Here is a 25,000-nt window from a genome sequence, read left to right as displayed (position 1 = left end):
ATGTGGTCCCGCCCCGTGGAGGACGGGACCACATCTGTGTCAACTTCTGTGTCAGCGCCGGTCGGTGACCCGGACGACCTTCAGGGCGGGGGAGGACAGGATGTCCTTCTCGCAGAAGCGGGACGCCACCCACTTCTCACCGGAGAACAACCGGGTCTGGTCGCTGTAGTGCGGTGAGTTCGGGTTCGAGGACTGGGAGTACGTCAGCAGCGTGCGGGCCACCGGGCAGTGGCCGCCGTCCCAGCCCACGGCCTGGATGTAGCTGGAGCCGGTGGTCACCTCCGTGTAGCCGCCGTTGGCCGGGTCCCACACGGGCTCGACCTTGCTCCACACGCCCAGCGACTCCGTGCCGCCGGGGACGGCGATGCGCTGCCCGTTCCGTACGACGAACTGGTGCTCCCCGAGGCGTGAGTCGAGCGGAATGCCCGCCGACCGCAGTTCGGCGACCGCGTCCGCGAGAGCCTTGGCGAACCCGGGGGCATCCGTGTTGAGCGTGTTCGGTGTGCGGACCGGATCCGCCGCCGAGAACGGCACCTTCCAGAGCTGCGCCGCCGGCACAAGCGCGGTCAGCTTCCGCCAGAAGCGGTCGAAGAGCAGCGCACCGCGGCTGTCGGTGTTCATCGAGTGGTCCCACGTACTCAGGACAGCGCAGGCACCGCCGACGTCAACGACCGTGCCGTCGCTGCCTGTCGCGGTGCCACCCGGCAACGCGGCGCACGCCTTCGCCGCGTCGTCCGCGGTCAGGTCGGCCGCCGGGACGCGATGCGCGAACTGCTGCCGTTGCAGATCCCGGACCGTGAGTCCACCCTGTGCGGCGAGCGCCGCCACGTCCTCGATCGCGCCCCGTGTCCGCATCGAGCGCGTGGTGCCGATGGTGCCGAAGATCCGCTCGTAACCCGTCAGCGGTTGCCCGGCGTTGGCCAGCCAGGCGCTGTCGTTGGAGTTCTCCGCATACGGCGCGTCCTTGAGGACCGGCATCCGCGCGGGCCCGAAGATGCCCGGCTGCACGGCGTCGGGGTCGCTGCCGAGGGCGCAGTCGCCGCGCGACCCGTCAATGATCGCGAGCCCGGTCGAGGGGTAGGTGACCCTGCCGAGAGGGGTGGAGCAGCTCTGGGCCAACTCGTTGGTGATGCGGGGGAGTACCTGCGACTGGGTGAACAGGGTGTGCCCGCCGGAGTCCGCGGCGATGGTGTTCACCCATGGCAGCCCCTGCGTGCGCTTCAGGGAGTCGAGGACGTCGTCGGTGTCGCGGGCCTTGCTGAAGCCGAGCGAGGTGTCGGAGGCGCGCAGATTGGTGGCGTTGGGGTCGCCCAGCGCGTACGCCGTCGTGGCCGTCCACGGCAGGGGCAGCGCGGAGCCGAGCGAGGTGACCACGGGCCCGTACCGGGTCCACCACTGGGTCCGCGTCACCGGAGTGCCGTCCAGCACGTCGACGGTGACGCTCCGCTTCGTCATCCGCTCCGGCGTGCCGTCCACGAGGTACACGGTCGGGTCGGAGGGATCGAGGGTCAGCTGGTGGAGGTTGAGGGTGATGCCCGTCGCCACGGTGTGGCTCCAGGCCACATGTGCGTTGTGACCTATGGAGACGGTGGGCGTGCCGAGCAGTGAGCCGCCGGAGACGTTGAGCCTGCCGGGGATGGTCTGCTGGGACTGCCAGAATCGGCGTCCGCCATGCCACGGGTAGTGCGGGTTGCCCAGCAGCAGCCCGCGGCCGTTCGCCGTCGTGGAACCGCTGAAGGCGACCGCGTTGGAGCCCATGTCGGCGGAGTCGGTGGTGAGGAGGTCGCGGGCGGCCTGGGTGAGCGCCTGCGCGTCCGGGGCACTGGTCGAGGCCGCTGCGGACGACGTGGCGCCCGCGGCTCCCGCCGGTGGTTGTGCGGCGGTGATGCCGTCGACGCCCCGTCCCTGACCGCCGAGCACGGCCAGCGCGAAGCCGCGCGCCGCCACGTCCACCGAGGTGATCGGCCGCACCCAGTCGGCGCCCGTGCACGCCGGATCGCTGATCCGGTTCTGCTTCAGCCACGCGTTGTAGCCGGACGCGAAGCCCCGCATCAGGTCCTTGACCTCACGGCTCGGTCCGCGTGGCGCCGGTTCGGCGAGCAGTTCCTCCACCGTGCCGGCCTCGCGCACCCCGCGGAAGTACAGGTCGCTGGAGAGGTTCTTGGCGGCAGACGAGAGCGAGAGGTCGGGTGCCGCGTCGGGCCCGAAGAACCGCGAACGCTCGCCGCGCACGGTCAGGAACCCGTCGGCGAGTGTGCAGACTTGATCGGCGGCCTGCGCCCACCCCGTGCCGAAGCCGAGGTTCGTGTAGTCCTTGGCGACGATGTGCGGAATACCGTACTCGGTATAGCGGATGACGGCCGACAGGCCGCCCTGTGACGGGTGTTCCTCGGGGCCCTGCTGTGGGACCGCGGCGGCGGGCAGCGCGGCGGTGGCGGTGCAGAGTACGACAGCCGTGACGGCGAGCTGTCTCAGGCGGGTGCGCATGGTGCCTCCCAACTTCATTGGGGGAAGGAGCTGTTGAGCGTAACAACGGCAGGCGACTTGACCTGGTTCGGTGGCGAACGGAGGATCATGTCTCATGACGCCCGGACACGGCAGTACGGTTGACGGGTTGCTGCGGCGCAGCGCCCGACGCACCCCGGCGCGCGTGGCGGTGGACTACCGCGACCGCTCATGGACGTACGAGCGACTCGACGACGCCGTCTCCCGCGCGGCGACCTTCCTGCTCGGCCAGGGGCTCACGCCCGGCGACCGGGTCGGCTCCTACGGCCACAACTCCGACGCCTATCTGATCGGCTTCCTCGCCTGCGCCCGCGCGGGCCTGGTGCATGTGCCGGTCAACCAGAACCTGACCGGCGACGACCTGGCGTACATCGTCGGCCAGTCGGGCAGTGCGCTGGTCCTGGCGGACCCGGATCTCGCGGGCCAACTCCCGGATGACGTACGGTCGTTGCCCTTGCGTGACGCCGACGAGTCACTCCTCGCGCAGCTGGCCTCGGCGTCGCCGTACGACGGTCCCGAGGCGCGCGGCGAAGACCTCGTGCAACTGCTCTACACCTCGGGTACGACCGCCCTGCCCAAGGGCGCGATGATGACCCACCGGGCCCTGGTCCACGAGTACTTGAGCGCGATCACCGCCCTCGACCTGAGCGCGGGCGACCGGCCCGCGCACTCGCTGCCGCTGTACCACTCGGCGCAGATGCACGTGTTCCTGCTGCCGTACCTCGCGGTCGGGGCCACGAACATCATTCTCGACGGGCCCGACGGCGACCGGCTCTTCGACCTCATCGAGGCCGACCGCGTGGACAGCCTCTTCGCCCCGCCCACCGTGTGGATCGGCCTGTCGAACCGTGCAGACTTCGCGACCCGCGACCTCGGTGGGCTGCGCAAGGCGTACTACGGGGCGTCGATCATGCCGGTACCCGTCCTGGAGAGGCTGCGCGAGCGGCTCCCGAAACTGGCCTTCTACAACTGCTTCGGGCAGAGCGAGATCGGCCCCCTGGCCACGGTCCTGAGCCCCGGTGAGCACAAGGGGCGGATGGACTCCTGCGGCCGGCCCGTGCTGTTCGTCGACGCGCGGGTGGTCGACGAGGACGGCAAGGACGTGCCCGACGGTACGCCCGGCGAAATCGTCTACCGTTCCCCGCAGTTGTGCGAGGGCTACTGGGACAAGCCCGAGGAGACGGCCGAGGCCTTCCGTGACGGCTGGTTCCACTCCGGTGACCTCGCCGTGCGGGACAAGCAGGGCTACCTCACCATCGTCGACCGGGTGAAGGACGTCATCAACTCCGGTGGCGTACTGGTCGCTTCACGGCAGGTGGAGGACGCGCTGTACACCCACGAGGCCGTCGCCGAGGTCGCGGTGATCGGCCTGCCCCACGAGCACTGGATCGAGGCCGTCACCGCGGTCGTCGTCCCGCGCGGCGAGGTCACCGAGGCCGAACTCCTCGCCCACGCCCGCGAGAAGCTCGCCCACTTCAAGGCCCCGAAGCGGGTCCTGTTCGTGGACGAGCTGCCGCGCAACGCGAGCGGAAAGATCCTGAAGCGGGAGCTGAGGGACCGGTTCGGGGCGAGTACGGCGTGACCTGACCCGCATCCGTGAGGGCCTAACGCGGACGCAGGTCCACAATGCGCCTGATCTTGCCCACCGACCGCTCCAGCGTCTCGGGGTCGACGATCTCAACGCTGACCGTCACACCGATACCGTCCTTCACGCCGGCGGCGATCGCACGGCCCGCCGCGTCCCGGGCCTCGGGAGAGGCGCCGGCGCGGGCCTCCGCCCGTACGGTCAGCGCGTCGAGGCGGCCGTCGCGGGTGAGGCGCAGTTGGAAGTGCGGGGCGACGCCCGGCGTCCGCAGGACGATCTCCTCGATCTGGGTGGGGAAGAGATTGACCCCGCGCAGGATCACCATGTCGTCACTGCGGCCCGTGACCTTCTCCATCCGTCGGAAGACGCGGGCTGTACCGGGCAGCAGACGCGTCAGGTCCCGTGTCCGGTACCGGATCACCGGCATGGCCTCCTTGGTGAGCGAGGTGAAGACGAGCTCCCCCTCCTCGCCCTCCGGCAGCACCTCGCCGGTGACCGGGTCGACGACCTCCGGGAAGAAGTGGTCCTCCCACACATGGAGTCCGTCCTTGGTCTCCACACACTCCTGCGCCACACCAGGACCGATCACCTCGGACAGCCCGTATATGTCGACCGCGTCGATGGCGAACCGCTCCTCGATCTCGCGGCGCATCTGCCCGGTCCAGGGCTCGGCACCGAAGACGCCCACGCGCAGCGAGGTGGCGCGCGGATCAACACCCTGGCGCTCGAACTCGTCGAGGAGCGTGAGCATGTACGACGGTGTCACCATGATGATCTCGGGCCTGAGGTCCTGGATCAGCTGGACCTGGCGGGCGGTCATGCCGCCGGACGCGGGGATGACCGTACAGCCCAGCCGTTCGGCACCGTAGTGTGCGCCCAGGCCACCGGTGAACAGCCCATAGCCGTAGGCCACATGCACCTTGTCCCCGGGCCGGGCGCCCGCCGCCCGGAGCGAGCGGGCCACCATGTCGGCCCACATGGAAAGGTCGTTCTCCGTGTAGCCGACGACCGTGGGGCGTCCGGTGGTGCCGCTCGACGCATGGATACGGCGGATACGGTCCTGGGGGACGGCGAACATCCCGTACGGATAGTTCTCGCGCAGGTCCGACTTGGTGGTGAACGGGAAACGGGCCAGGGAGGCGAGGGAGACGCAGTCGTCCGGGCGGACTCCGGCCTTGTCGAAGGACTCCCGGTAGAACGGCACGTTGTCGTACGCGCGCCGTAGCGAGGTCCGCAGCCGCTCCAGCTGCAGCGCCCGCAGGGCCTCCGGTTCAAGCCGCTCGCCCGCGTCGAACAGCCTCTCCGCGTCACCCGCCACCGCCATGGGAACCCTCCTTCACGAACCACAGCAATCTTACCGACCGATCATTCGGTCGTCCTGCTCTGGATCAGTAATCCAGGCCGCCCGGCCGCAGGCAAGACCCCGGTCGACACTTTCTCGACTTCTCGGCCGGACAGCCTGTCCGTGCGTTGCGTGACGTGCGCCCCTCTGCCGTCGGCAGAGCGGAGGCCCGCTCCGGGGCCCTCCGGCTACGTTCGCCCGTATGGACACCGAACCGCGCACCGTCAAGGCGAACGGCATCACCCTCGCGTACCGTGTCTGGGGTCCCGAGGACGCGCCGCCCGTGCTCCTGCTCCACTGCCGGGGCGCCGACGGCGCGGACTGGGCGCGGGTCGCCGAACGGCTCGCGGCCGGGCCCCGTGCGCGCCGGGTGTACGCCCCTGACCTGCGCGGTCACGGGGTCAGCGACTGGCCCGGTGCCGAGGGCGGGGCGGGCCCGGACGTGTACTCCTACGAGGTGATGAGCGAGGACGTACGAGCCTTTCTGGCCGCGCGTGGCATCGAGCGCGTCGACGTCGTGGGGCACTCGCTCGGTGGCGCTGTCGCCTATCTGCTCGCGCAGCGGGAACCCGGTCTCGTACGGCGTCTCGTCCTGGAGGACGTGCCCGCGCCGATCCCGCTCGACCCGCCCCGGCCGCCCGCCGAACGGCCCGACGGGGAGCTGCCGTGCGACTGGGCGATGGTGCTGGCCACCGATCTGCAGCGCAACGCCCCCGATCCTGTGTGGTGGGACCACATGGGGCGGATCACCATGCCCACGCTGCTCGTCGGTGGGGGCCCGAGCAGTCTGATCCCGCAGGATCAGATCGCGACGCTCGCCGGCCTCATCCCCGACGCCCGGCTGGTGACCGTGGACGCGGGGCACCTGGTGCACGAGACCCGGCCTGAGGAGTTCCTGGCGGAGGTGGAACCCTTCCTGGCCGGGTGACCGGGGTACCGGCGTACTGGCCCAGGCGTCAGTGCGCGTAGGCCGTCATGAAGCGGTCCCGGAACTTGTCCATCGACCAGACCGGTCCGTCCGCGGCCGGCTTCAGGCCGTCCGCCCAGCCCCAATCGGAGATCCTGTCCAGCACCTTCGGGTCGCGGGCGACGATCGTGATCGGAACGTCCTTGTTGGTGGTTCCGCCCGTGACCGTGGGGACCGGCTGGTGGTCGCCGAGGAAGACGAGGACCGTGTTGTCGTCGCCGTAGCGCTGGACCCACTCGGTGAGGCTGTGCAGGGAGTACTCGATGGCCTTGCGGTACTCGGTGCGCACACTCTTGGGGCTCTTCCAGACCTCCTTGGGGTCCGTGCCCTCCTTCTTGATCTGCTCGAAGATCGAGCCGTCGCCCAGCTGGTCCCAGTCGACCATGCGGGCGATGGGGGACCAGGGGTTGTGGCTGGAGGCCAGGATGATCTCGGCCATGATCGGATCGCGGTTCTTCTTGCCGTGCTCCAGCCGCTCGAACGCCTCCAGGCTGAACTGGTCGGGCACCGGCGTCCAGCTGAAGTACGGGCCCTGGTAGCCGAGGTGCTCGGAGTCGTAGATGTGGTCGAGGCCGAAGTACTTGCCCTCGGGCCAGGCCTTCCGCACGCCCGGGACGATGCCGACCGTGCGCCAGGCGCCGGTCTTCTGGAAGTAGCTGGTCAGGGTCGCGCGGTCGCCGGTGGTCAGGCTCCGGTACCGCTGCTGGTTCTTGACCCACAGGCCGGACAGGAACGTCGAGTGGGCCAGCCAGCTGCCGGCCCCCGTCACGGGCGACCTGAGCCAGCCACTGCGCGACGCGAATCCGGCCGCCTTGAGCGTGCTCGTGCCCTCCTGGAGCGCCGCGTCGATCTGCGGCGCCATCGCCGGATCGTCGATCGCGACACGGCCGTAGCTCTCGACGAAGGTGAACAGGACGTCCTTGCCGCGCAGTCCGGTCAGCAGCTGGTCGGGCGGTGTGTCGGCGAAGGCGTCGACGGCGGCCTGTTTCTCGAAGACCTGGGCGTCGAACAGGCCGTCGCGCACCTGCTGCACCCGGTTGGCGACGTACACGGTGTTGCCCTTGGTGGCGACCGGGACCCCGCCGAACTGCACGCCCACGGTGAAGCAGACGATCCACACGATGCCGAGGACGAGTGTGGTGCGGACGGCCATGGGGCGGTGCCGGGCCATGACGTTCGTCAGCCGCACCATGGCGAGCGTGCTCAGCGCGAGCACGGCGACGAGCAGGACGATCACCCCGGTCACCGCGAGGACCTGACCCGAGCGGCCGAACGACTCCCTGACGAAGTCCGCCGCGTCGTCCAGCAGAATCCAGTCGAAGACCAGGTCGAACGGCCGGGCCAGGGTCTGGTAGAAGCCCATGTCGAGGAACTTCAGGGAGATGAACAGCCCCAGGAACAGCCCCGAGCCGACGGCCGTGATCCGCCGAGGCTTCGGCGGCAGCACGAGGAGCAGACTCGCGAGGAGGATCGCCTCCACGGGGAGGCGGAGGAACGCGAGAGGCGAGAGCCGGTCGAGGCGGTTGGGCACGAGGAGAGCGAACAGGACGAGGGCCCCGGCCAGGACCGTGGTCGTGATGGTCACGCCGCGTGCCGTGCGCGGGTACTTGTGCCGCCAGCCGAACCAGCCGCCGCGTGTCGGAGCGGCGCGTCGACCGGCCTCCTCGTCCTCGGCTTCGGCGCCGAGGGGCGCGCCCTCGTCCCCGATGTCCCCGACCGCTGTGTCGGTGTCGGTGTCCGGCAGTTGACGAGGGGGTGTGACGTGCGGCACCCGAAGGTCCTTCCGTGCGAAACCTGGCGATGGCACGGCGGACCAGGCTCAGGAGACCGGGCCGCCAACCTCCGTACGGCCGGACTTCACTCCCCGTTCAACGCCCGGTCCAGCAGTGCTCCAGCCGAGCGCACAGCGTACGCCCAGCCCGGCCCACCCCGCGGGCACCCGCACGCGCACCCGTGTCCTACCGGTCCGCGGCCACCGCCATCGCCCGGGCCCACCGGTAGTCGGCCTTGCCGCTCGGCGACCGCTGGATGGACTCCGAAAGCACCAGCTGGCGCGGGACCTTGTACCCCGCGAGCCGGGAGCGGCAGTGCGTCTGGATGTCCTCCAGGGACGGCCGCTGGGCGCCCTCGCGCAACTGCACCACAGCCGCCACATGGTTGCCCCACTTCGCGTCCGGCACCCCGGCCACCAGGGCGTCGTACACGTCCGGATGGGACTTGAGCGCCTGCTCGACCTCCTCCGGATACACCTTCTCGCCCCCGGTGTTGATGCACTGGGACCCGCGGCCGAGGACGGTGACGACGCCCTCCTCGTCGACGGTCGCCATGTCGCCCAGGAGGACCCAGCGCTCGCCGTCCTTCTCGAAGAAGGTCTCGGCGGTTTTCCCCGGGTCGTTGTAGTAGCCGAGCGGCACATGGCCGCACTGGGCTATCCGGCCCACCTCGCCGACGGCGACCGGTTCGTGCGTGGCCGGATCGACCACCTGTGTACGGGAGTTGACGCGGATACGGAAACCCCGCTCGGGGCCGGAGTCGGCCGTCGCCGTGCCGTTGAAGCCGGATTCCGACGAGCCGAAGTTGTTGAGCAGCGTCACGTTCGGGATCAGCGCCTGGAACTGTGCGCGCACCGTCTCCGACATGATCGCCCCGGATGACGAGACGCTGAACATCGACGAGCAGTCCGTACCCTTGAGGGGTCCGTTGAGCGCGTCGATGAGCGGCCGCAGCATCGCGTCGCCGACCAGCGACATGCTGGTGACCTTCTCCTTCTCGACGGTCCGCAGCACCTCCTCGGGCACGAACTTGCGGTGGATCACGATTCGTTGGCCGAAGTTGAAGCCGATGAACGCCGTCAGGGTGGACGTGCCGTGCATCAGCGGGGGAGTGGGGAAGAAGGTGATCCCCGCGCCACCGGCCGCGACGCGCTCAGCGAGTTCCTCGGGCGTCTTGACCGGCTCACCGGTCGGCGCGCCGCCGCCCAACCCCGAGAAGAACAAGTCTTCCTGACGCCACATCACACCCTTGGGCATCCCGGTCGTCCCGCCGGTGTAGATGATGAACTGGTCGTCCCCCGACCGCACCGGGAACCCGCGCTCGGGCGACCCCGCGGCCTCGGCGTCCGTGAAGTCCACCGCCGTCAGCGCGGGCGCGTCCGACGCCGGCGCCCCCACCCGCACCAGATGCCGCAGCTTCCGAGTCTGCGGCAGCGCCCCCGCCACCCGCTCGGTGAACTCCGCGTCGAAGACGAGGGCCACCAGATCGGCGTCCCGGTAGAGATACACCAACTCGTCTTCTACGTAGCGGTAGTTGACGTTGACCGGAACGACACGCGCCTTCAGACAGCCGAGCGCTGTCTGCAGGTACTCGATCCCGTTGTAGAGGTGCAGCCCGACGTGCTCACCGGGACGTATCCCGCTGTCGATCAGATGGTGGCCGATGCGGTTCGCGGCCGCGTCCAGCTCCGCGTACGTCAGCCGGCGCTCGGCGCCCGTACCGGGGTGGTCGATGTACACGAGCGCCTCGCGGTCGGGGACCACGTCGACGACCGACTCGAACAGGTCGGCAATGTTGTACTCCACCGCTCCTCCTGACCCCGGGCAGCCCTGACGTCCATGGCATCGATCGGTTCGTCGGTCATCTGAGCAAAGGTGGCCGTGACTGTGAAGGGGCCGCGCACAATAAATCTGACTGAGTGTCAGAAAACTCTTGTACTGGCCTGGCCGCTCCTGCAACCTGTTCTCGTTCCTGAGACGGGAGGACGGCAATGAGCGGGACGGAACACCTCACCGCCCGGCGCGAAGGCGCCACACTGGTGCTCACGCTCAACAGGCCCGAGGCGAAGAACGCGTTGTCGCTGCCGATGCTCGTCGGTCTGTACGACGGCTGGGTCGAGGCCGACGAGGACGACGCGATCCGCTCGATCGTGCTGACCGGCGCCGGCGGCGCGTTCTGCGCGGGCATGGACCTCAAGGCCCTGGCCGGCAAGGGGATGGAGGGACAGCACTACCGGGACCGGCTCAAGGCCGACCCTGATCTGCACTGGAAGGCCATGCTCCGCCATCACCGCCCCCGTAAACCGGTGATCGCCGCCGTCGAGGGGCACTGCGTGGCGGGCGGCACGGAGATCCTCCAGGGCACCGACATCCGCGTCGCCGGCGAGTCCGCGACCTTCGGGCTCTTCGAGGTGAAGCGCGGGCTCTTCCCCATCGGCGGCTCCACGGTCCGGCTGCAACGGCAGATTCCACGGACGCACGCCCTGGAGATGCTGCTCACGGGGCGCCCGTACAGTGCCCGCGAGGCCGCGGGCATCGGCCTGATCGGACATGTCGTCCCCGACGGTACCGCCCTCGCCAAGGCCTTGGAGATCGCCGAACAGATCAACGCCTGCGGCCCGTTGGCCGTCGAGGCCGTCAAGGCCTCCGTGTACGAGACCGCCGAGCTGACCGAGACGGATGGGCTGGCCGCCGAGCTCAAGCGGGGCTGGCCGATCTTCGATACGGCCGACGCGAAGGAGGGTGCCCGCGCCTTTGCGGAGAAGCGGCCGCCCGTCTACAAGCGCGCGTAGCGCTCTGCCGGGTGCGGCGGTTTGGCGACTGCGGGCCGTCAGTGGCTGGTCGCGCAGTTCCCCGCGCCCCTTTGTGGCGCTGTTCACTGACCTTCCTCCGAAGGAGGCAAGCCCCGATGCCCGAAGTCCTCAAAGCCCCCCTCGTCGTCGAGTTCCCCTTCACCCGCTCCCTTGGCCCCGTTCAGAGCGCGTTTCTCACTGGCCTGCGCGAACGTGTCGTCCTCGGGGTGAAGACCGGTGACGGACGCACCCTCGTCCCGCCCGTCGAGTACGACCCCGTCACCGCCGAGGAGATACGCGACCTGGTCGAGGTCGCCCCCACCGGCACCGTCACCACCTGGGCCTGGAACCACGAACCCCGCCGCGGCCAGCCCCTCGGCACCCCCTTCGCCTGGATCCTGGTCCGCCTCGACGGCGCCGACACCGCCCTCCTGCACGCCCTCGACGCCCCCGGCCCCGACGCCGTGCACACCGGTATGCGCGTGCGGATCCGCTGGGCCGGGGAACGTTCCGGTGCCATCACCGACATCGCCTGTTTCGAGCCGTACGACGGCGATCCGCGCGAGGGCGAACTGGCAAGCCACAACGGCGAGTTCGAGGACATGGTCACCGGCATCGTCGCCCCCGCCCGCCTCGACTACACCTACTCGCCCGGCCGAGCCCAGTCCGCCTACATCGAGGCCCTCTCCGGCCGCCGCACCGTCGGCGAGCGCTGTCCGTCCTGCCGCAAGGTGTACGTCCCGCCGAGGGGTGCGTGCCCCACATGTGGTGTCGCCACATCCGAACAGGTCGAAGTGGGTCCGCGCGGCACAGTCACCACGTTCTGCATCGTCAACATCAAGGCGAAGAACCTCGACATCGAGGTGCCCTACGTCTACGCCCACATCGCCCTCGACGGCGCCGACCTCGCGCTGCACGGCCGCATCGGCGGCATCCCCTACGACCAGGTGCGCATGGGCCTGCGCGTCGAACCGGTGTGGACGGAAGGGGCCCGCTTCCCCGACCACTACCGCCCGACCGGCGAACCCGACGGGGACTACGAGACGTACAAGGAGCTGTTGTAGATGCCGTCCAACAGGGATGGCGCGAGGGACATCGCCGTCGTGGCCTTCGCGCAGACCGACCACCGGCGCACCAGCGACGAGCACTCCGAGGTGGAGATGCTCATGCCGGTCCTGCACGAGGTCCTGGCGCAGACCGGCCTCAAGACCGGCGACATCGGCTTCACCTGCTCCGGTTCCTCCGACTACCTCGCCGGCCGCGCCTTCTCCTTCACGCTCGCCCTCGACGGGGTGGGCGCCTGGCCGCCGATCTCCGAGTCGCACGTCGAGATGGACGGCGCGTGGGCGCTGTACGAGGCGTGGACGAAACTGCTCACCGGGGACGCGGACACCGCGCTCGTCTACTCCTACGGCAAGTCCTCACCCGGCTCCGTACGCGACGTACTGACCCGCCAGCTCGACCCGTACTACGTCGCACCCCTGTGGCCCGACTCCGTCGCCCTCGCCGCCCTCCAGGCCCAGGCCCTCATCGACGCGGGCGACACCGACGAGCCCGCACTCGCCACCGTCGCGGCCCGCAGCCGCTCGGCCGCCGCGTCCAACTCCCATGCGCAGCTGAAGGGTTCGGTGCCGGGCTCGGTGCCCCAAGGGGACTACGTCGTACGGCCCCTGCGCACCGGCGACTGTCCGCCCATCGGCGACGGCGCCGCCGCGGTGATCCTCGCGGCGGGGGAGCGGGCCCGGGAACTGTGCGAGCGGCCCGCCTGGATCCGCGGCATCGACCACCGCATCGAGGCCCACAGCCTCGGCGTCCGCGATCTCACCGACTCGCCGTCCACGCGGCTGGCCGCGGAGAACGCCGGTGCCTTCGAACGGCCCGTGGACACCGCCGAGTTGCACGCACCCTTCACCTCGCAGGAGGTCGTGCTGCGCAAGGCGCTGAAGCTCGGCTCCGGTGTGCGTGTCAACCCGTCAGGCGGAGCCCTCGCCGCCAACCCGGTCATGGCCGCCGGACTCATCCGCATCGGCGAGGCGGCCGTACGCATCCATCGCGGAAAGTCGGACCGGGCCCTCGCGCACGCCACGTCCGGCCCCTGTCTGCAACAGAACCTGGTCGCCGTACTCGAAGGGGATCCGCGATGAGCAAGGAGCCCGTGGCCGTCGTAGGGATCGGTCAGACCAAGCACGTCGCCGCGCGCCGGGACGTGTCGATCGCCGGGCTGGTGCGGGAGGCCGCCGGGCGGGCGCTCGACGACGCCGAGTTGACGTGGGCCGACATCGACGCCGTCGTCATCGGCAAGGCGCCCGACTTCTTCGAGGGCGTCATGATGCCGGAGCTGTACCTGGCCGACGCGCTGGGCGCTGTGGGCAAGCCCATGCTGCGGGTGCACACGGCCGGGTCGGTCGGCGGATCCACGGCGCTCGTCGCCGCCAACCTCGTCGCGGCCCGTGTGCACGACACCGTGCTGACCCTCGCCTTCGAGAAGCAGTCCGAGTCGAACGCCATGTGGGGCCTGTCCCTGCCGATCCCCTTCCAGCAGCCCCTGCTCGCCGGGGCGGGCGGCTTCTTCGCGCCGCACGTGCGTGCGTACATGCGGCGCAGCGGCGCGCCCGACACCGTCGGCTCCCTGGTGGCGTACAAGGACCGGCGCAACGCGCTCAAGAACCCGTACGCGCATCTGCACGAGCACGACATCACGCTGGAGAAGGTCCAGGCCTCGCCCATGCTGTGGGACCCGATCCGCTACTCGGAGACCTGTCCCTCCTCGGACGGCGCCTGCGCGATGGTCCTGACCGACCGTGCCGGGGCGGCCCGTGCGCCGCGGCCGCCGGCCTGGATGCACGGGGGCGCCATGCGCAGCGAGCCGACGCTCTTCGCCGGCAAGGACGCCGTGTCACCGCAGGCCGGCAAGGACTGCGCGGCCGACGTGTACCGGCAGGCCGGGATCGCGGATCCGCGACGGGACATCGACGCCGTGGAGATGTATGTGCCGTTCTCGTGGTACGAGCCCATGTGGCTGGAGAACCTCGGGTTCGCCGACGAGGGCGAGGGCTGGAAGCTCACCGAGTCCGGGGTGACCGAGTTGGACGGGGACCTGCCCGTGAACATGTCCGGGGGCGTCCTGTCCACCAATCCCATCGGCGCCTCAGGCATGATCCGCTTCGCGGAGGCGGCGCTCCAGGTCCGTGGACAGGCCGGAGAACACCAGGTGGCAGGGGCCCGCAGGGTACTCGGACACGCATACGGCGGCGGCTCCCAGTTCTTCTCCATGTGGCTCGTGGGGTCCCAACCCCCGACCTCCTGAAACGTCCCCCTCACGTGGCCTGTTGGCGCCAGGAACCGATCGCTAGGCTGGCCGCGGACGACGAATCGGGAGGAGCACGGACGTGGCCGAGAGCACCATCCAGCAGCACCCGCTTGCGGGCTGGGACAAGCCTGAGCTGGACCTCAGCACCGCCGACTGGCACTCGAGCAGCCGCGGCCTGGGGGATGTCCAGATCGCCTTTGTCGAGGGGTTCATCGCGATGCGCAACAGCGGCCGACCGGAAAGCCCTTCCTTGATCTTCACACCCGCTGAATGGGGTGCGTTCGTGTCGGGGGCTCGGGAAGGGGAGTTCGACCTGACGTGACCCGGAGGTGACGCGGCTTTCGCGCTCCTCGCGGGGTGCGAAGGCCGCTGATGGAGGCTGTCGGGATCGCGTCGGCCGGTACCGGCAAGTCCCCCTCCGGTGACCCCCGTCGGGCGTACGCTGAGGTGCCTGAAGTCATGGTGCCGCGCCCGCTCCCCGCGCCGGTTCGCCACCGTGACAGGGGGTGGGGCATGGTGCAGCGCGTTGTCAGGAACCGGAGGACTCTCTTCGAGCGCGAGAGTGAACTCGCCGCCGTCGACGAGGCGTTGGGAGAGCTCACCGGGCTGCGCGCGGACGGTGTGGGACCGCCCGACCGGCCCCGCGGCGCCCTGCTCGCCTTCGCAGGGCGCGCGGGCATCGGCAAGACCACCCTCCTCGCCGAGGTCCGCCGCCGTGCCACCGCCAAGGGCTGCACCGTACTGTCCGCCCGCGGTGGCGACCAGGAACAGCGCGTCGCCTTCCACGTCGCCCGCCAGCTCCTCCAGCCGCAGCTCGCCGGGTCCGCCGAAGCCGATCTCCGTTCATCGCTGGGCAGTTGGTACGACATCGTCGGGCCCGCCCTCGGCCTGTGCGCCCCGACCGAAGGCGCCCCGCCCGACCAGCAGGGCCTGCGCGACGGGCTCGACTGGGTGCTCACCCACCTCGCCGTGCAGCGCGCCCCCATGGTCCTCGTCCTCGACGACGCCCACTGGGCCGACTCCGAATCCCTGAGCTGGCTCGCCGCGTTCGCACCTCGGGCCGACCAACTCCCGCTGCTGGTCGTCGTCGCCTATCGGCCCGACGAACTCCCCGACCACGCCGAGTCGTTCAGAGGACTGCCCGGACGCGCGGGCGGGCGCCCGCTCGATCTGGAGCCGCTCAGTGCCGTCGCCGTCACCCGCCTCGTCCGGGAGGCGCTCGGCACACACGCCGACGACGCATTCTGCCGCGAGTGCTGGGCCGTCACCGCAGGAAACCCGTTCGAGGCGGTCGAACTAGCGGCGAAGGTGCGGGACCGGGGCGTCAGCCCGACCCAGTCCGGGGCGCACCTGCTGCGCGACCTCGCCGCCGCCGTCAAGGGCAGCGGCCTCGTCGCCCGCCTCGAACGCCTCGGCACCTCGACCGTGCGCTTCGCCTGGGCCTGCGCCGTCCTCGGCACCGAGATCCATCCCGCGCTGGCCGCCGCCGTCGCCGGACTCGGCCACGAGGAGGCCGCCGACGCCGCCGACGCCCTGCGCGGCGCCCGCATCCTCACCGGCGAGGAAACCCTGGAATTCGTCCATCCGCTCATCGCCACCGCCGTCTACCGGGCCATCCGGCCGGGCGCCCGGGTCGCCCTGCACGGCCAGGCCGCCTGGTGCGTGATCAATGCCGGCCAGGGCCCCTCCGCCGCCGCCCGCCACCTCATGGAGACCCACCCCGACGGCGACGCCTGGGTCGTACAGCAGTTGCGCGCCGCCGCCGGCGAAACCCTGCGCGCCGGCGCCCCCGACGCCGCCTGCCGCTACCTCGCCCGCGCCCTGCGCGAACCGCCGCCCTTCGAGGACCGGGCCGCCGTCCTGTACGAGCTGGGCTCCGCGTCCCTGCTCACCGAACCGGCGACCACCGTCAACCACCTGCGCGCCGCCCTCGAAGAACCCATCGCCGACCCCGAGCTGCGGCACAACATCGTCTACCGCCTCTCCCAGGTCCTCGCCCACAGCGACCGCCTCGTCGAGGCCTCCGAGACCCTCGCCCGCGAGATCCGCGTGAGCGACGACGCCCGGGTGAAGCTGCGCATGGTCGCCGAACAGTTCATGTGGGACGCCTTCCGCGCCGATGAATCCGACCACCCAGCGCGCTCCCGCCGCCTCGCCAAGCTCGCCGACCGCCTGCAGGGCCGCGACCTCACCGAGCGGTACGTCATCGGCCTGCGCACCTGGGACGCCGTCCTGCGTGGCGAACCCGCACATGTGGCCCTCCACCATGCCGAACGTGCCCTCGCCGGCGGCCTCGGCTGGGCCGAGCCCGACCGTGGCTTCGAGGTGCCCGTCCTGGTCGCGCTCGCCTTCATGTACGCCGACCGCCCCGGCCGCACCGAGGAGCTGTTCGCCACCGGGATCGCGGACTTCGAACAGCAGGGCTGGCGCGGCGCCCACCTCTCCTTCGGCTACACCCTCCTCGCCTACGTCCGCTACCGCCGCGGCAGGCTCGCCGAGGCCGAGGACTTCGTCCGCGCGGGTCTGCGCCTCGCCGAACGCGTCGGCCCCGGCACCCCGGCCCACTGGTACGCCGTCGGCATCCTCATCGAGGTGCTGCTGGCCCGCGGCCGGGTCGCCGAGGCCGCGCGGATCGGCGAGGACTACGCGTTCGAGGCGCCCTTCCCCGCCGCCGTCGTCTTCCCCGACGCCCAGACCGTGCACGGCGAGCTGCTGCTGGCCCGCGGCCTCGCCAAGGACGCCGCCGCCGAGCTCGCGGCAGCGGGCCGTCGCCTGGACCCACGCGGCATCCGCAACCCGGCCTGGTGCCCCTGGCAGCTCCACCTCGCCCGCGCCGAGAGTCACGACGCCCCCGAACGCGCGGTCGCCACCGCCCACGAAGCCCTCGCCAGGGCCCGTCAGTTCGGCACCCCGTCCGCCGTCGGCCAGGCCCTGCGGATCACCGCCGAGGTCTCCTCCGGCGCGGCCCGCGTCAAGCACCTGGAGGAGTCGGTCGCCCACCTGGAACGCTCCCCGGCCGCCTACGAGCTGGCCTGCGCCCTGGTCGCCCTGGGTACCGAGCTGCGCCGCACCGCCCGCCCCAGGGAAGCCGCCGAACACCTCTACCGGGGCCTCGACGCGGCCGTGCAGTGCGGCGCCGACGGCCTCGTCGAGGCGGCCCGCGACGAACTGGCCGCCGCCGGACTGCGCCCGCGCCGGCTGCACAGCACCGAGACCGACACCCTCACCGCCCGCGAGCGCACCGCGGCGACCCTTACCGTGCGTGGCCGCGCCACCGCCGACATCGCCGCGGAACTGCACACCGACGAGCAGACCGTCGTACGCCTGCTGTCGGCGGCCTGCCGCAAGCTCGGCACGGACGACACGGGGCTCGGAGCGGCGCTGGCCGAACGGTCACCGGGACAGCCTCCCACCCGGTGAGGAGACGCCCGCCCGCACGTCACGGAGCGGCCCGGGGCACGTACCATTGGCGGCATGTCGTTCCTCCGCCGCCGCAGTGCCACGCCCGCCGGGCCAGACTTCGACGTACTGGCCATGGATCCGGGCGACTGGCCCGGCAATCTGGGCGCGGGCCTGCTGCCCGCCCCCGACGGCACCTGTCAGGGCGTGTTCCTGCGCTACGACCTCTTCGGCGGGCGCGGTCCCGCGATGGTCATCGGCAATCTGCCCGAGGGCTCTCCGGCCCGTGAGGTCGCCGAGGACGAGATCCCCTTCGAGGTGGCGCAACTGCTGCTGGCCCTGGAGAACGACGAGGAGGTGACGGTCGTGGGCACCGAGGACATGCCGGTGATGCAGGGCGACAACCTCCTGATCGTGCGCCGCCTCAAGCTCTCCGAGAGCCGGATCTCCTGCGTGCAGTTCGACCGCAGCGACAACGTCCTGGTGACCATCGCCGCCTGGGACCGCCCGATCACCGACGACCTGTACGCCCTCCTGAAGCCCCTGCCCGCGGAGCTGTTCCAGCAGGGCTGAGCTCGACGTCCGCCGCCCGGACGAACGCCACCCGGTGGCCGAACTGGATCTCGTAGTAGAGGTCCTTGCCGACCACGACCTTGTGCGAGTCGGTGGTGAAGGTGACCGCGTAGTAGTACTCGCCCGGCACTTTGTCGCCGACCACGTACTTCTGGTCCTGGAGCAGCTTGTACGGCAAGGGTGACACCGACTGCGCTGGCACTCCCGTCGGGTAGGCGGAGGCCTCGGGGTACGCGCGCCCGTACACCGGGATGCTGTCCAGGCCCGCCTTGGGCGTCAGCACGAGGCCCGTCGCGTTCACCGCGGTCGGGTCCTTCGCCGGGTTCTTGAACCAGGCCTCCTGGCCCAGGTACCAGATCGCCGTCCAGTCGCCGTCGCGCTCGGCGACCGCGTACTGCTGGCCGGTGGAGACCCGCGAGGAGATGTCGTTCACCCCGGTGCCCGGCGTCGTGCCCAGGCCGATGTCCTTGATCAGGGGGTAGGACTCGCCGGGCCCGGAGTACAGCCGCACCTCGCTCGAACCGTGCGCCGCGCACGGCTCGCCCTTGGTGACGCAGCCGGTGTACTCCGGCTGGTTCGTCGCGTAGTCGGGCCGGATCGTCACCAGCCCGCCGGCCTTGGTGGCGGTGGCCTCGAAGGGGCGGCCGAGCAGCTCGAAGTAGTGGCGCCAGTCCCAGTACGGTCCGGGGTCGGTGTGCATGCCGGCGATGGTCGACGTGGTCGGGCCCGGCACGTTGTCGTGGCCCAGGATGTGCTGCCGGTCCAGCGGGATGCCGTACTTCTTGGCGAGGTAGTTCACCAGCCGGGCCGACGAGCGGTACATCGCCTCCGTGTACCAGGCGTCCGGGTTGGCCAGGAAGCCCTCGTGCTCCAGGCCGATCGACTTCGCGTTGACGTACCAGTTGCCCGCGTGCCAGGCCACGTCCTTGGCCTTCACATGCTGGGCGACATGCCCGTCCGTCGAGCGCAGGGTGTAGTTCCAGGACACATAGGTGGGATCCTGGACCAGGTTGAGGACCCCGTCCCAGGCGCCCTCCGTGTCATGGATGACGATGTACTTGATGCTCTGGGAGACCGGCCGGTCCCCGAGGTCGTGGTTGCCGTAGTCGTTGTCCCCGAACTCCTCGTACGGCGCCGGGATCCACTCGCAGGACACCGTCGTGGGACACTCCGTACCGGCCGCCGAGACGGTCCGAAGGCCCGTCCTTGAGAGCTGCGCGGTGTCGGGGGAGAGGTCCGGGCGGGCGGCCAGGGCGACCAGTTGCCCGGCGTCCGTGGTGCGCTCCTCGCCGGTGCGGATCACGTCGTACACGTCGTTCGCGTACGCCGCCGCCGTCGCGCTGTCGTCCGCGCCCGAGAACCCCGCCACCGCGCCGTACCAGTCGGCCGGGTCCTCGCTCAGCGGCTCGCCCAGGTCCTTCTGAGCGGCGGCGAGGAGGGCGGCACCGCCGGCCACGTTGGCGGCCGAGTCCGTACGCAGGTCCGCGGCCGGGAGGCCGGTCAGCTCGGCCGCTTTCGTCAACGTCTTGAGCCGGGCCGGGAGTTCGGTGCTCTGCGGCACCTCCGCGTCGGGGTGCAGGGCGGCGCGGGCGCTGTCGCCGCGGGCGTCCTCGGTGCCCTCGCTGTGGTGCGGTGCCCCGGCGAGCGCGGTGCGGGCGTCGGTGAGGTGCATCGGCCCGTAGCCGCCGGTCACGCTCGGCGCCCCGGCGTGTGCGTCCCAGCGGGACTGGAGGTAGGAGACGCCCAGGAGCACGCTCTGCGGGACGTGGTACTCGGCGGCCGCCGACGCGAACGCCCGCTGGAGACGCCCTCCCGACGACCCGGCCGCGCTCTCGGACGGCGCCGCGCCGAGCAACGGCAGCACAAGCGCCGCACAGGCCACGGCACCGGCCGCTCTGCGCGTAGGCCTGTGCCCGGCGGCCCGAGTCTGGACGGTGGCGGATCCTCGCAAAGCAGCCTCCTGGGACGGTCGAGCGTGATGAGCCGTACGGGGCCGGGCGTGCGTCAGTGGTACCGGCTTGCCGACGATCCGTCAATGATGCCCAGAGGCTGGTGATTTCCCACGTCAAGAGGGGGCGGAAGGAGTTTCGTGGCGGAGGCTCCCGGCCTGCGGGGCGTCAGTGGACTACACCAATGCGCCGACTCGTGAGACCGGGAGATCCGGACATACGAAGGTCCGCGGTGCGCCGTTGACCAGGCGCACCGCGGACCACCATCCCCGTCAGCGAGTGCCGACCGCCGCTCGTACGGCCCGTCGGGCCAACTGGCAGTCGTCGTGCAGCCGCCTCAGCAGCAGCCGCTGTTCCTCGCCGGACGGCGCAGCACTCGGGTGGGCCACCCCCGATGCCGCCGGGGTCGTGTCGTGCATCGAACGCTGCACGGCCATCTCGTAGGTACGGATCTCGCGGGTCAGGACGAGCATCAGGTTCACCAGGAAGGCGTCCCGTGAGGCAGGTCCCGCCGACTGGGCGATCTGGCTGATCTGCCGCCGGGCCACGGGTGCGTCCCCGAGGACCGACCACAGCGTGGCCAGGTCGTATCCGGGGAGGTACCAGCCCGCGTGCTCCCAATCCACCAGCACTGGACCGGCCGGTGAGAGGAGGATGTTCGACAGAAGAGCGTCGCCGTGGCAGAACTGGCCCATGCCCTGGCGGCCGGCCGAGTGCGCGATGCCGTGCACCAGCTTCTGCAGGTCGCCCATGTCACGGTCGGTGAGCAGCCCCAGCTCGTGATAGCGGGCGATACGGGCCGCGTAGTCGAGCGGGGCGTCGAAGGTGCCCGCCGGCGGCCGCCAGGCGTTCAGCCGGCAGACCGCACCGAGTGCCGCTCTGATGTCCGCCCGCGGCGGGGCCTCCGCCGGGTGCCGCTGGAGCGCCGCCACCCGGCCCGGCATCCGCTCGATCACCAGCGTGCAGTTGTCCGGGTCCGCCGCGATCAGCCGGGGCACCCGCACGGGCGGGCGGTGCCGGACGAACGAGCGGTACGCAGCTATTTCGTGGCGGATCCGCTCGGCCCACGCGGGTGAGTGGTCCAGTAGACACTTGGCGACGGCCGTGCTGCGTCCTGTCGTACCGACCAAGAGCACGGACCGTCCGCTGCGGCGCAGCACCTGCACCGGAGAGAACTCCGGACAGATCCGGTGCACCGACGCGATCGCCGTGCGCAGCTGGGCGCCCTGGGGGCCGGACAAGTCGAGTCTCCCGCTGAGCGGTTGGGTGCCGAGCCCCGGCACACGCCGCGTCCTGCCCGTGCCGAGCACGGGGGCCGTGGGACGCGCGGGGTCGAGGTAGGGGCCGCCGCCCGGGCGGGGGTGCAGCGGCCGGGGCGGGGCGGACACGGAGGACGATGCTGTGTACATGGGCGAAACAGATCCCTTCGTGTGCCTGCGAAGACAGTGCGCTACCCGTCCCGGTCACCCGGGTGCACCCTGGGGAATGTCCCTCGGCGACCGGGTCGGGGTGGCGCGTTCCTACCTGACACCCGTTGGCCAGTAGCACACCATCTGGCGCACCCTGGCGAAGCCTGGCGAATAGTCCCGCTGCAACTGACAGAGGGTTACTGTCAACTCAGCCGAGAACCTGGGGGCTTGACGTGAGCGGACAACAACCCAACACCCGTCTCTCGGATCTGTTCGGCCTGGCCGGCTGGTCCAAGGGTGAACTCGCGAGGCTGGTCAACCGGCAGGCGGCGGCCATGGGCCACCCCCAGCTGTCGACCGACACCTCACGGGTACGGCGTTGGATCGACACGGGAGAGATCCCGCGCGATCCGGTTCCGCGGGTGCTGGCTGCCCTGTTCACCGAGCGTCTCGGCCGTGTCGTGACCATTGAGGACCTCGGTCTGGTCCGGCACGGGCGTGCGGGGAAACGGCAGAGCGGCGGGAATGTTGAACATCCCGACGGTGTGCCGTGGGCGCCCGAGCGGACTGCTGCGGTCCTCACCGAATTCACGGGAATGGACCTCATGCTCAACCGACGCGGCTTGGTGGGCGCGGGTGCCGCGCTCGCCGCGGGATCAGCACTCAGCAGCGCCATGCACGACTGGCTGCACTCCGATCCGGTCCTCGTGGCCGACTCCCCTCAGTTCGACGATCCTCTGCACGCCGACCCCGCTGGGTTCGACCGCTATGAGGCCGCCCCTATCGGGTCACAGGAGATCGAGGAACTGGAACGCTCGGTAGAGGTGTTCCGAGCCTGGGACGCGGCCCGCGGCGGCGGGCTGCAACGCAAGGCAGTCGTGGGGCAGCTCAACGAGGTGGGCGGCATGCTCGCCTACCGACACCCCGACCATCTCCAGCGGCGCCTGTGGGGCGTCGCCGCCAACCTCGCCGTACTCGCGGGCTGGATGTCGCACGACGTCGGCCTCGAACCCACGGCCCAGAAGTACTTCGTCATCGCCGCCCACGCGGCCCGTGAGGGCGGCGACCGGCCCCGCGCCGGGGAGGCGCTCTCCCGAGCGGCTCGCCAGATGGTGCACCTGGGCCGGCCCGACGACGCACTCGACCTGATGAAACTCGCCAAGTCCGGCTCGGGCGAAGAGGTGCTGCCGCGCACCCGGGCGATGCTCTACACCATCGAGGCCTGGGCACAGGCGTCGATGGGCAAGGGCCAGGCGATGCGCCGCACCCTGGGACAGGCGGAGGACCTCTTCGTCTCCGACCGGGGCGACGTGCCGCCGCCGAGCTGGATGCAGATGTTCCGGGAGGAGGATCTCTACGGCATGCAGGCCCTGGCCTACCGCACGCTGGCCGAGCACGAGCCGGGCGCGGCCGTGCACGCCCAGCACTTCGCGGAGAAGGCGCTGGCCCTGCGGGTCGACGGACGGCAGCGGTCGAAGATCTTCGACTTCCTGTCCATGGCCTCCGCCTGCTTCATCGCGGACGATCCCGAACAGGCGGACCGGTACGCGCGGTTGGCGCTCGTGTCGATGGGCTCGAACTCCTCCCATCGCACCTGGGACCGGCTGCGCGAGATGTACCGGCTCACCGGCGAGTACTCCAACTACCCGAAGATCCACGAACTGCGTGAGGAGATCAAACTGGCGCTGCCGAAAGGGCAGCCGAAGGGCAGTGGTGGCAACAGCGCACGGGCATAGGGGGCTTGTGCCGCTGCTGTTTCACTCTCGATAAGTCACTGATGAGCCACTTCGGCTTCAGTGCGTCACTCTGGCGATGAGCACGCAGGCGTCGCCCTCGCGCTCGGTCTCGCCGAACTCCTCCACGACCGTCCGTACGCAGTCCTGTGCGGACCGAGCCTCGCCGAAGCGGGGGGCCAGGTCGAGGAGGCGCTGCACGGCTGGCCCCCGGCTGCCCCTGGGCACCAGTCCGTCCGTGTGCAGCAGAAGGAGGTCGCCGACCTCAAGTGCCTCTTCGGCCTGTCCGTAGGCGGCACCCGAGGTGGCGCCGAGGAGGACGCCGTCCGGTGCGCTCAGCATGCGCCCCGTCCCGTCGCGGAACAGCAGCGGGGCGGGGCGTCCTGCCTGCGCCCACTGGAGTGTGCGGGTCTGGGGCCGGTAGCGGCAGCAGACCGCGCTGCCCAGGGCCGGCTGGACCGTGGAGTCCAGTAACTGGTTCAGCATCCCCATCAGTTGGCCGGGCTGCGCACCGGCCATCGCCATGCCGCGCACGGCGCCCAGCAGCATCGCCATGCCCGAGGTCACGCTCACGCCGTGCCCGGTCAGGTCACCGACGCTCAACAGGGTGTCGCCGTCGGACAGTTCGAGGGCGTCGTACCAGTCGCCTCCGATCAGCGCGCTCGTCGACGACGGCAGGTAGTGCGACGCCAGGTCCAGCGTCTGAGGTCCCCCGTGCGGGAGCCGCAGGGAACCGCGCCACGGCGGCAGCACGGCTTCCTGCAGCTCGACCGCGAGCCGGTGCTCGGTCTGCGCGAGATGCCGGTGACGCTGCAGCGAGTCACGGGTCTCGCTCACCGTCCGCTGGCTGAGGCGCAGTTCGCTGACGTCGCGCAGCACCGCCCACATCGAGGCGGTGCTGCCGTCGGCGTCGAGCACGGGCTCGCCCATCATGTGCACCGACCGTACGGCGCCGTCGGGCCGGACGATGCGGACCTCGCCGTCGATGGGCTTGGCGTCCACGAGACAGTCCGTGACCATCGCCGTCAGCCTCGGCCGGTCCTCGTCGAGCACCAGGGACGGCAGCTCGTCGAGGGTGAGCGGGGGAGCGGCGGGGTCGCGGCCGAGGATCTGGAAGAGCTCCCCGGACCAACTCGCCTCGTCCGTCAGGAGATTCCACTCGGCGCTGCCGACCCGGCTGAGCAGCGAGCCGCGCCGGGGAGCGGTCGGCACGGAAAGGGCTGCGGGCTCGGTCTCGGTGGCCGCAGGCGCGGGCGGCGGGCCGTCCCGGAGCTGGGCCAAGTGCTCGTCGAGATCGCTCAGTTGGTGCAGCGCCAGGTCGCACAGCGCGCGCTGCCACCGTCCCTGCGGGTCCGAACCGTCGTCACTCTGCGCGTCCCGCCGCACGGCGTCCACGTCGCCCTTGAGCCGGCGCGTCTGCGATATGAGCGCGTCGACCGAGCCGCGTCCTGGCGGCTGGGCGGGTGGGCGGTCCGCAGAGAGATGGGACGGCATGACGCACTCCGATGCGGGGACGGTTCGACCAAGGCTGACGGAAGGACCGCTACGACTGTCGCACAGCCCGCGACGCCCTGTAAGGGATTTGGCAACACACGATACGGTGGTGCACCTGGCATATGCCACCGTCTTCACGGAGTGCTCTGGCGGCACCAATGATGTACGTG

General features: G+C 70.8%; 17 protein-coding genes. 10 read left to right on the top strand and 7 right to left on the bottom strand.

Annotation, left to right across the window (positions count from 1 at the left end):
- Window positions 1-51 precede the first annotated feature (51 nt).
- Window positions 52-2,487, bottom strand: a complete 2,436-nt coding sequence (locus AC5DRG_RS03810; RefSeq protein ID WP_491808027.1) for a penicillin acylase family protein — start codon at window positions 2,485-2,487, stop codon at window positions 52-54.
- Between the two features lie 94 nt (window positions 2,488-2,581).
- Between AC5DRG_RS03810 and AC5DRG_RS03805 the strand changes: the two genes are divergently transcribed.
- On the top strand, window positions 2,582-4,087 hold the full coding sequence (locus AC5DRG_RS03805) for an acyl-CoA synthetase (protein WP_491808025.1): 1,506 nt from the start codon (window positions 2,582-2,584) through the stop codon (window positions 4,085-4,087).
- 22 nt (window positions 4,088-4,109) lie between these two features.
- Here AC5DRG_RS03805 and paaK read toward each other — a convergent pair whose 3' ends face one another.
- On the bottom strand, window positions 4,110-5,414 hold the full coding sequence (gene paaK / locus AC5DRG_RS03800) for a phenylacetate--CoA ligase PaaK (protein WP_491808023.1): 1,305 nt from the start codon (window positions 5,412-5,414) through the stop codon (window positions 4,110-4,112).
- Between the two features lie 220 nt (window positions 5,415-5,634).
- Between paaK and AC5DRG_RS03795 the strand changes: the two genes are divergently transcribed.
- Window positions 5,635-6,360, top strand: coding sequence for an alpha/beta fold hydrolase (locus AC5DRG_RS03795; RefSeq protein ID WP_491808021.1), 726 nt, complete (start codon window positions 5,635-5,637; stop codon window positions 6,358-6,360).
- 28 nt (window positions 6,361-6,388) lie between these two features.
- Here AC5DRG_RS03795 and AC5DRG_RS03790 read toward each other — a convergent pair whose 3' ends face one another.
- Both AC5DRG_RS03790 and AC5DRG_RS03785 read right to left on the bottom strand, forming a co-directional pair.
- On the bottom strand, window positions 6,389-8,170 hold the full coding sequence (locus AC5DRG_RS03790; RefSeq protein ID WP_491808019.1) for an alkaline phosphatase family protein: 1,782 nt from the start codon (window positions 8,168-8,170) through the stop codon (window positions 6,389-6,391).
- A 187-nt stretch (window positions 8,171-8,357) separates the two neighbouring features.
- Window positions 8,358-9,977, bottom strand: a complete 1,620-nt coding sequence (locus tag AC5DRG_RS03785; RefSeq protein WP_491808017.1) for an acyl-CoA synthetase — start codon at window positions 9,975-9,977, stop codon at window positions 8,358-8,360.
- 185 nt (window positions 9,978-10,162) lie between these two features.
- On the opposite strand from AC5DRG_RS03785, the gene AC5DRG_RS03780 reads away from it, so the two are divergent.
- The 7 genes from AC5DRG_RS03780 to AC5DRG_RS03750 all read left to right on the top strand — a co-directional run bounded on the left by AC5DRG_RS03780 (window position 10,163) and on the right by AC5DRG_RS03750 (window position 18,245).
- Entirely contained in the window at window positions 10,163-10,963 is an 801-nt protein-coding gene (locus tag AC5DRG_RS03780) for a crotonase/enoyl-CoA hydratase family protein (protein WP_491808016.1), read from the top strand.
- A 116-nt stretch (window positions 10,964-11,079) separates the two neighbouring features.
- Window positions 11,080-12,027, top strand: coding sequence for a Zn-ribbon domain-containing OB-fold protein (locus AC5DRG_RS03775; protein ID WP_491808015.1), 948 nt, complete (start codon window positions 11,080-11,082; stop codon window positions 12,025-12,027).
- Window positions 12,028-13,107, top strand: a complete 1,080-nt coding sequence (locus AC5DRG_RS03770) for a thiolase family protein (protein ID WP_491808014.1) — start codon at window positions 12,028-12,030, stop codon at window positions 13,105-13,107.
- Window positions 13,104-14,270, top strand: coding sequence for a thiolase family protein (locus tag AC5DRG_RS03765; RefSeq protein ID WP_491808013.1), 1,167 nt, complete (start codon window positions 13,104-13,106; stop codon window positions 14,268-14,270). The genes AC5DRG_RS03770 and AC5DRG_RS03765 overlap by 4 nt, the downstream gene beginning before the upstream one ends.
- Window positions 14,271-14,352: 82 nt before the next feature.
- A complete protein-coding gene (locus AC5DRG_RS03760) occupies window positions 14,353-14,595 on the top strand; it encodes a DUF397 domain-containing protein (RefSeq protein WP_030927201.1) in 243 nt (80 codons plus the stop codon).
- Between the two features lie 191 nt (window positions 14,596-14,786).
- A complete protein-coding gene (locus AC5DRG_RS03755; RefSeq protein ID WP_491808012.1) occupies window positions 14,787-17,693 on the top strand; it encodes an ATP-binding protein in 2,907 nt (968 codons plus the stop codon).
- A 54-nt stretch (window positions 17,694-17,747) separates the two neighbouring features.
- Window positions 17,748-18,245, top strand: coding sequence for a hypothetical protein (locus tag AC5DRG_RS03750; protein ID WP_491808011.1), 498 nt, complete (start codon window positions 17,748-17,750; stop codon window positions 18,243-18,245).
- Here the strand turns inward: AC5DRG_RS03750 and AC5DRG_RS03745 are convergent.
- Both AC5DRG_RS03745 and AC5DRG_RS03740 read right to left on the bottom strand, forming a co-directional pair.
- A complete protein-coding gene (locus AC5DRG_RS03745) occupies window positions 18,184-20,196 on the bottom strand; it encodes an N-acetylmuramoyl-L-alanine amidase (RefSeq protein WP_491808010.1) in 2,013 nt (670 codons plus the stop codon). The two genes, AC5DRG_RS03750 and AC5DRG_RS03745, sit on opposite strands and share 62 nt — an antisense overlap.
- 270 nt (window positions 20,197-20,466) lie before the next feature.
- The gene (locus AC5DRG_RS03740) at window positions 20,467-21,603 is read right to left on the bottom strand and encodes an aminoglycoside phosphotransferase family protein (protein WP_491808009.1); all 1,137 of its coding nucleotides are present in this window, start codon (window positions 21,601-21,603) and stop codon (window positions 20,467-20,469) included.
- Between the two features lie 233 nt (window positions 21,604-21,836).
- Here AC5DRG_RS03740 and AC5DRG_RS03735 point away from each other — a divergent pair, with 233 nt between their 5' ends.
- The gene (locus tag AC5DRG_RS03735) at window positions 21,837-23,339 is read left to right on the top strand and encodes a DNA-binding protein NsdB (protein WP_491808008.1); all 1,503 of its coding nucleotides are present in this window, start codon (window positions 21,837-21,839) and stop codon (window positions 23,337-23,339) included.
- A 57-nt stretch (window positions 23,340-23,396) separates the two neighbouring features.
- Here AC5DRG_RS03735 and AC5DRG_RS03730 read toward each other — a convergent pair whose 3' ends face one another.
- Window positions 23,397-24,830 (bottom strand): PP2C family protein-serine/threonine phosphatase, encoded by a 1,434-nt coding sequence (locus AC5DRG_RS03730; RefSeq protein WP_491808007.1) that lies wholly within the window; start codon window positions 24,828-24,830, stop codon window positions 23,397-23,399.
- Window positions 24,831-25,000 lie beyond the last annotated feature (170 nt).

The sequence above is a fragment of the Streptomyces sp. JLBG701 genome, from assembly GCF_058544905.1.
This window is presented reverse-complemented; position numbering and strand designations above follow the sequence as displayed.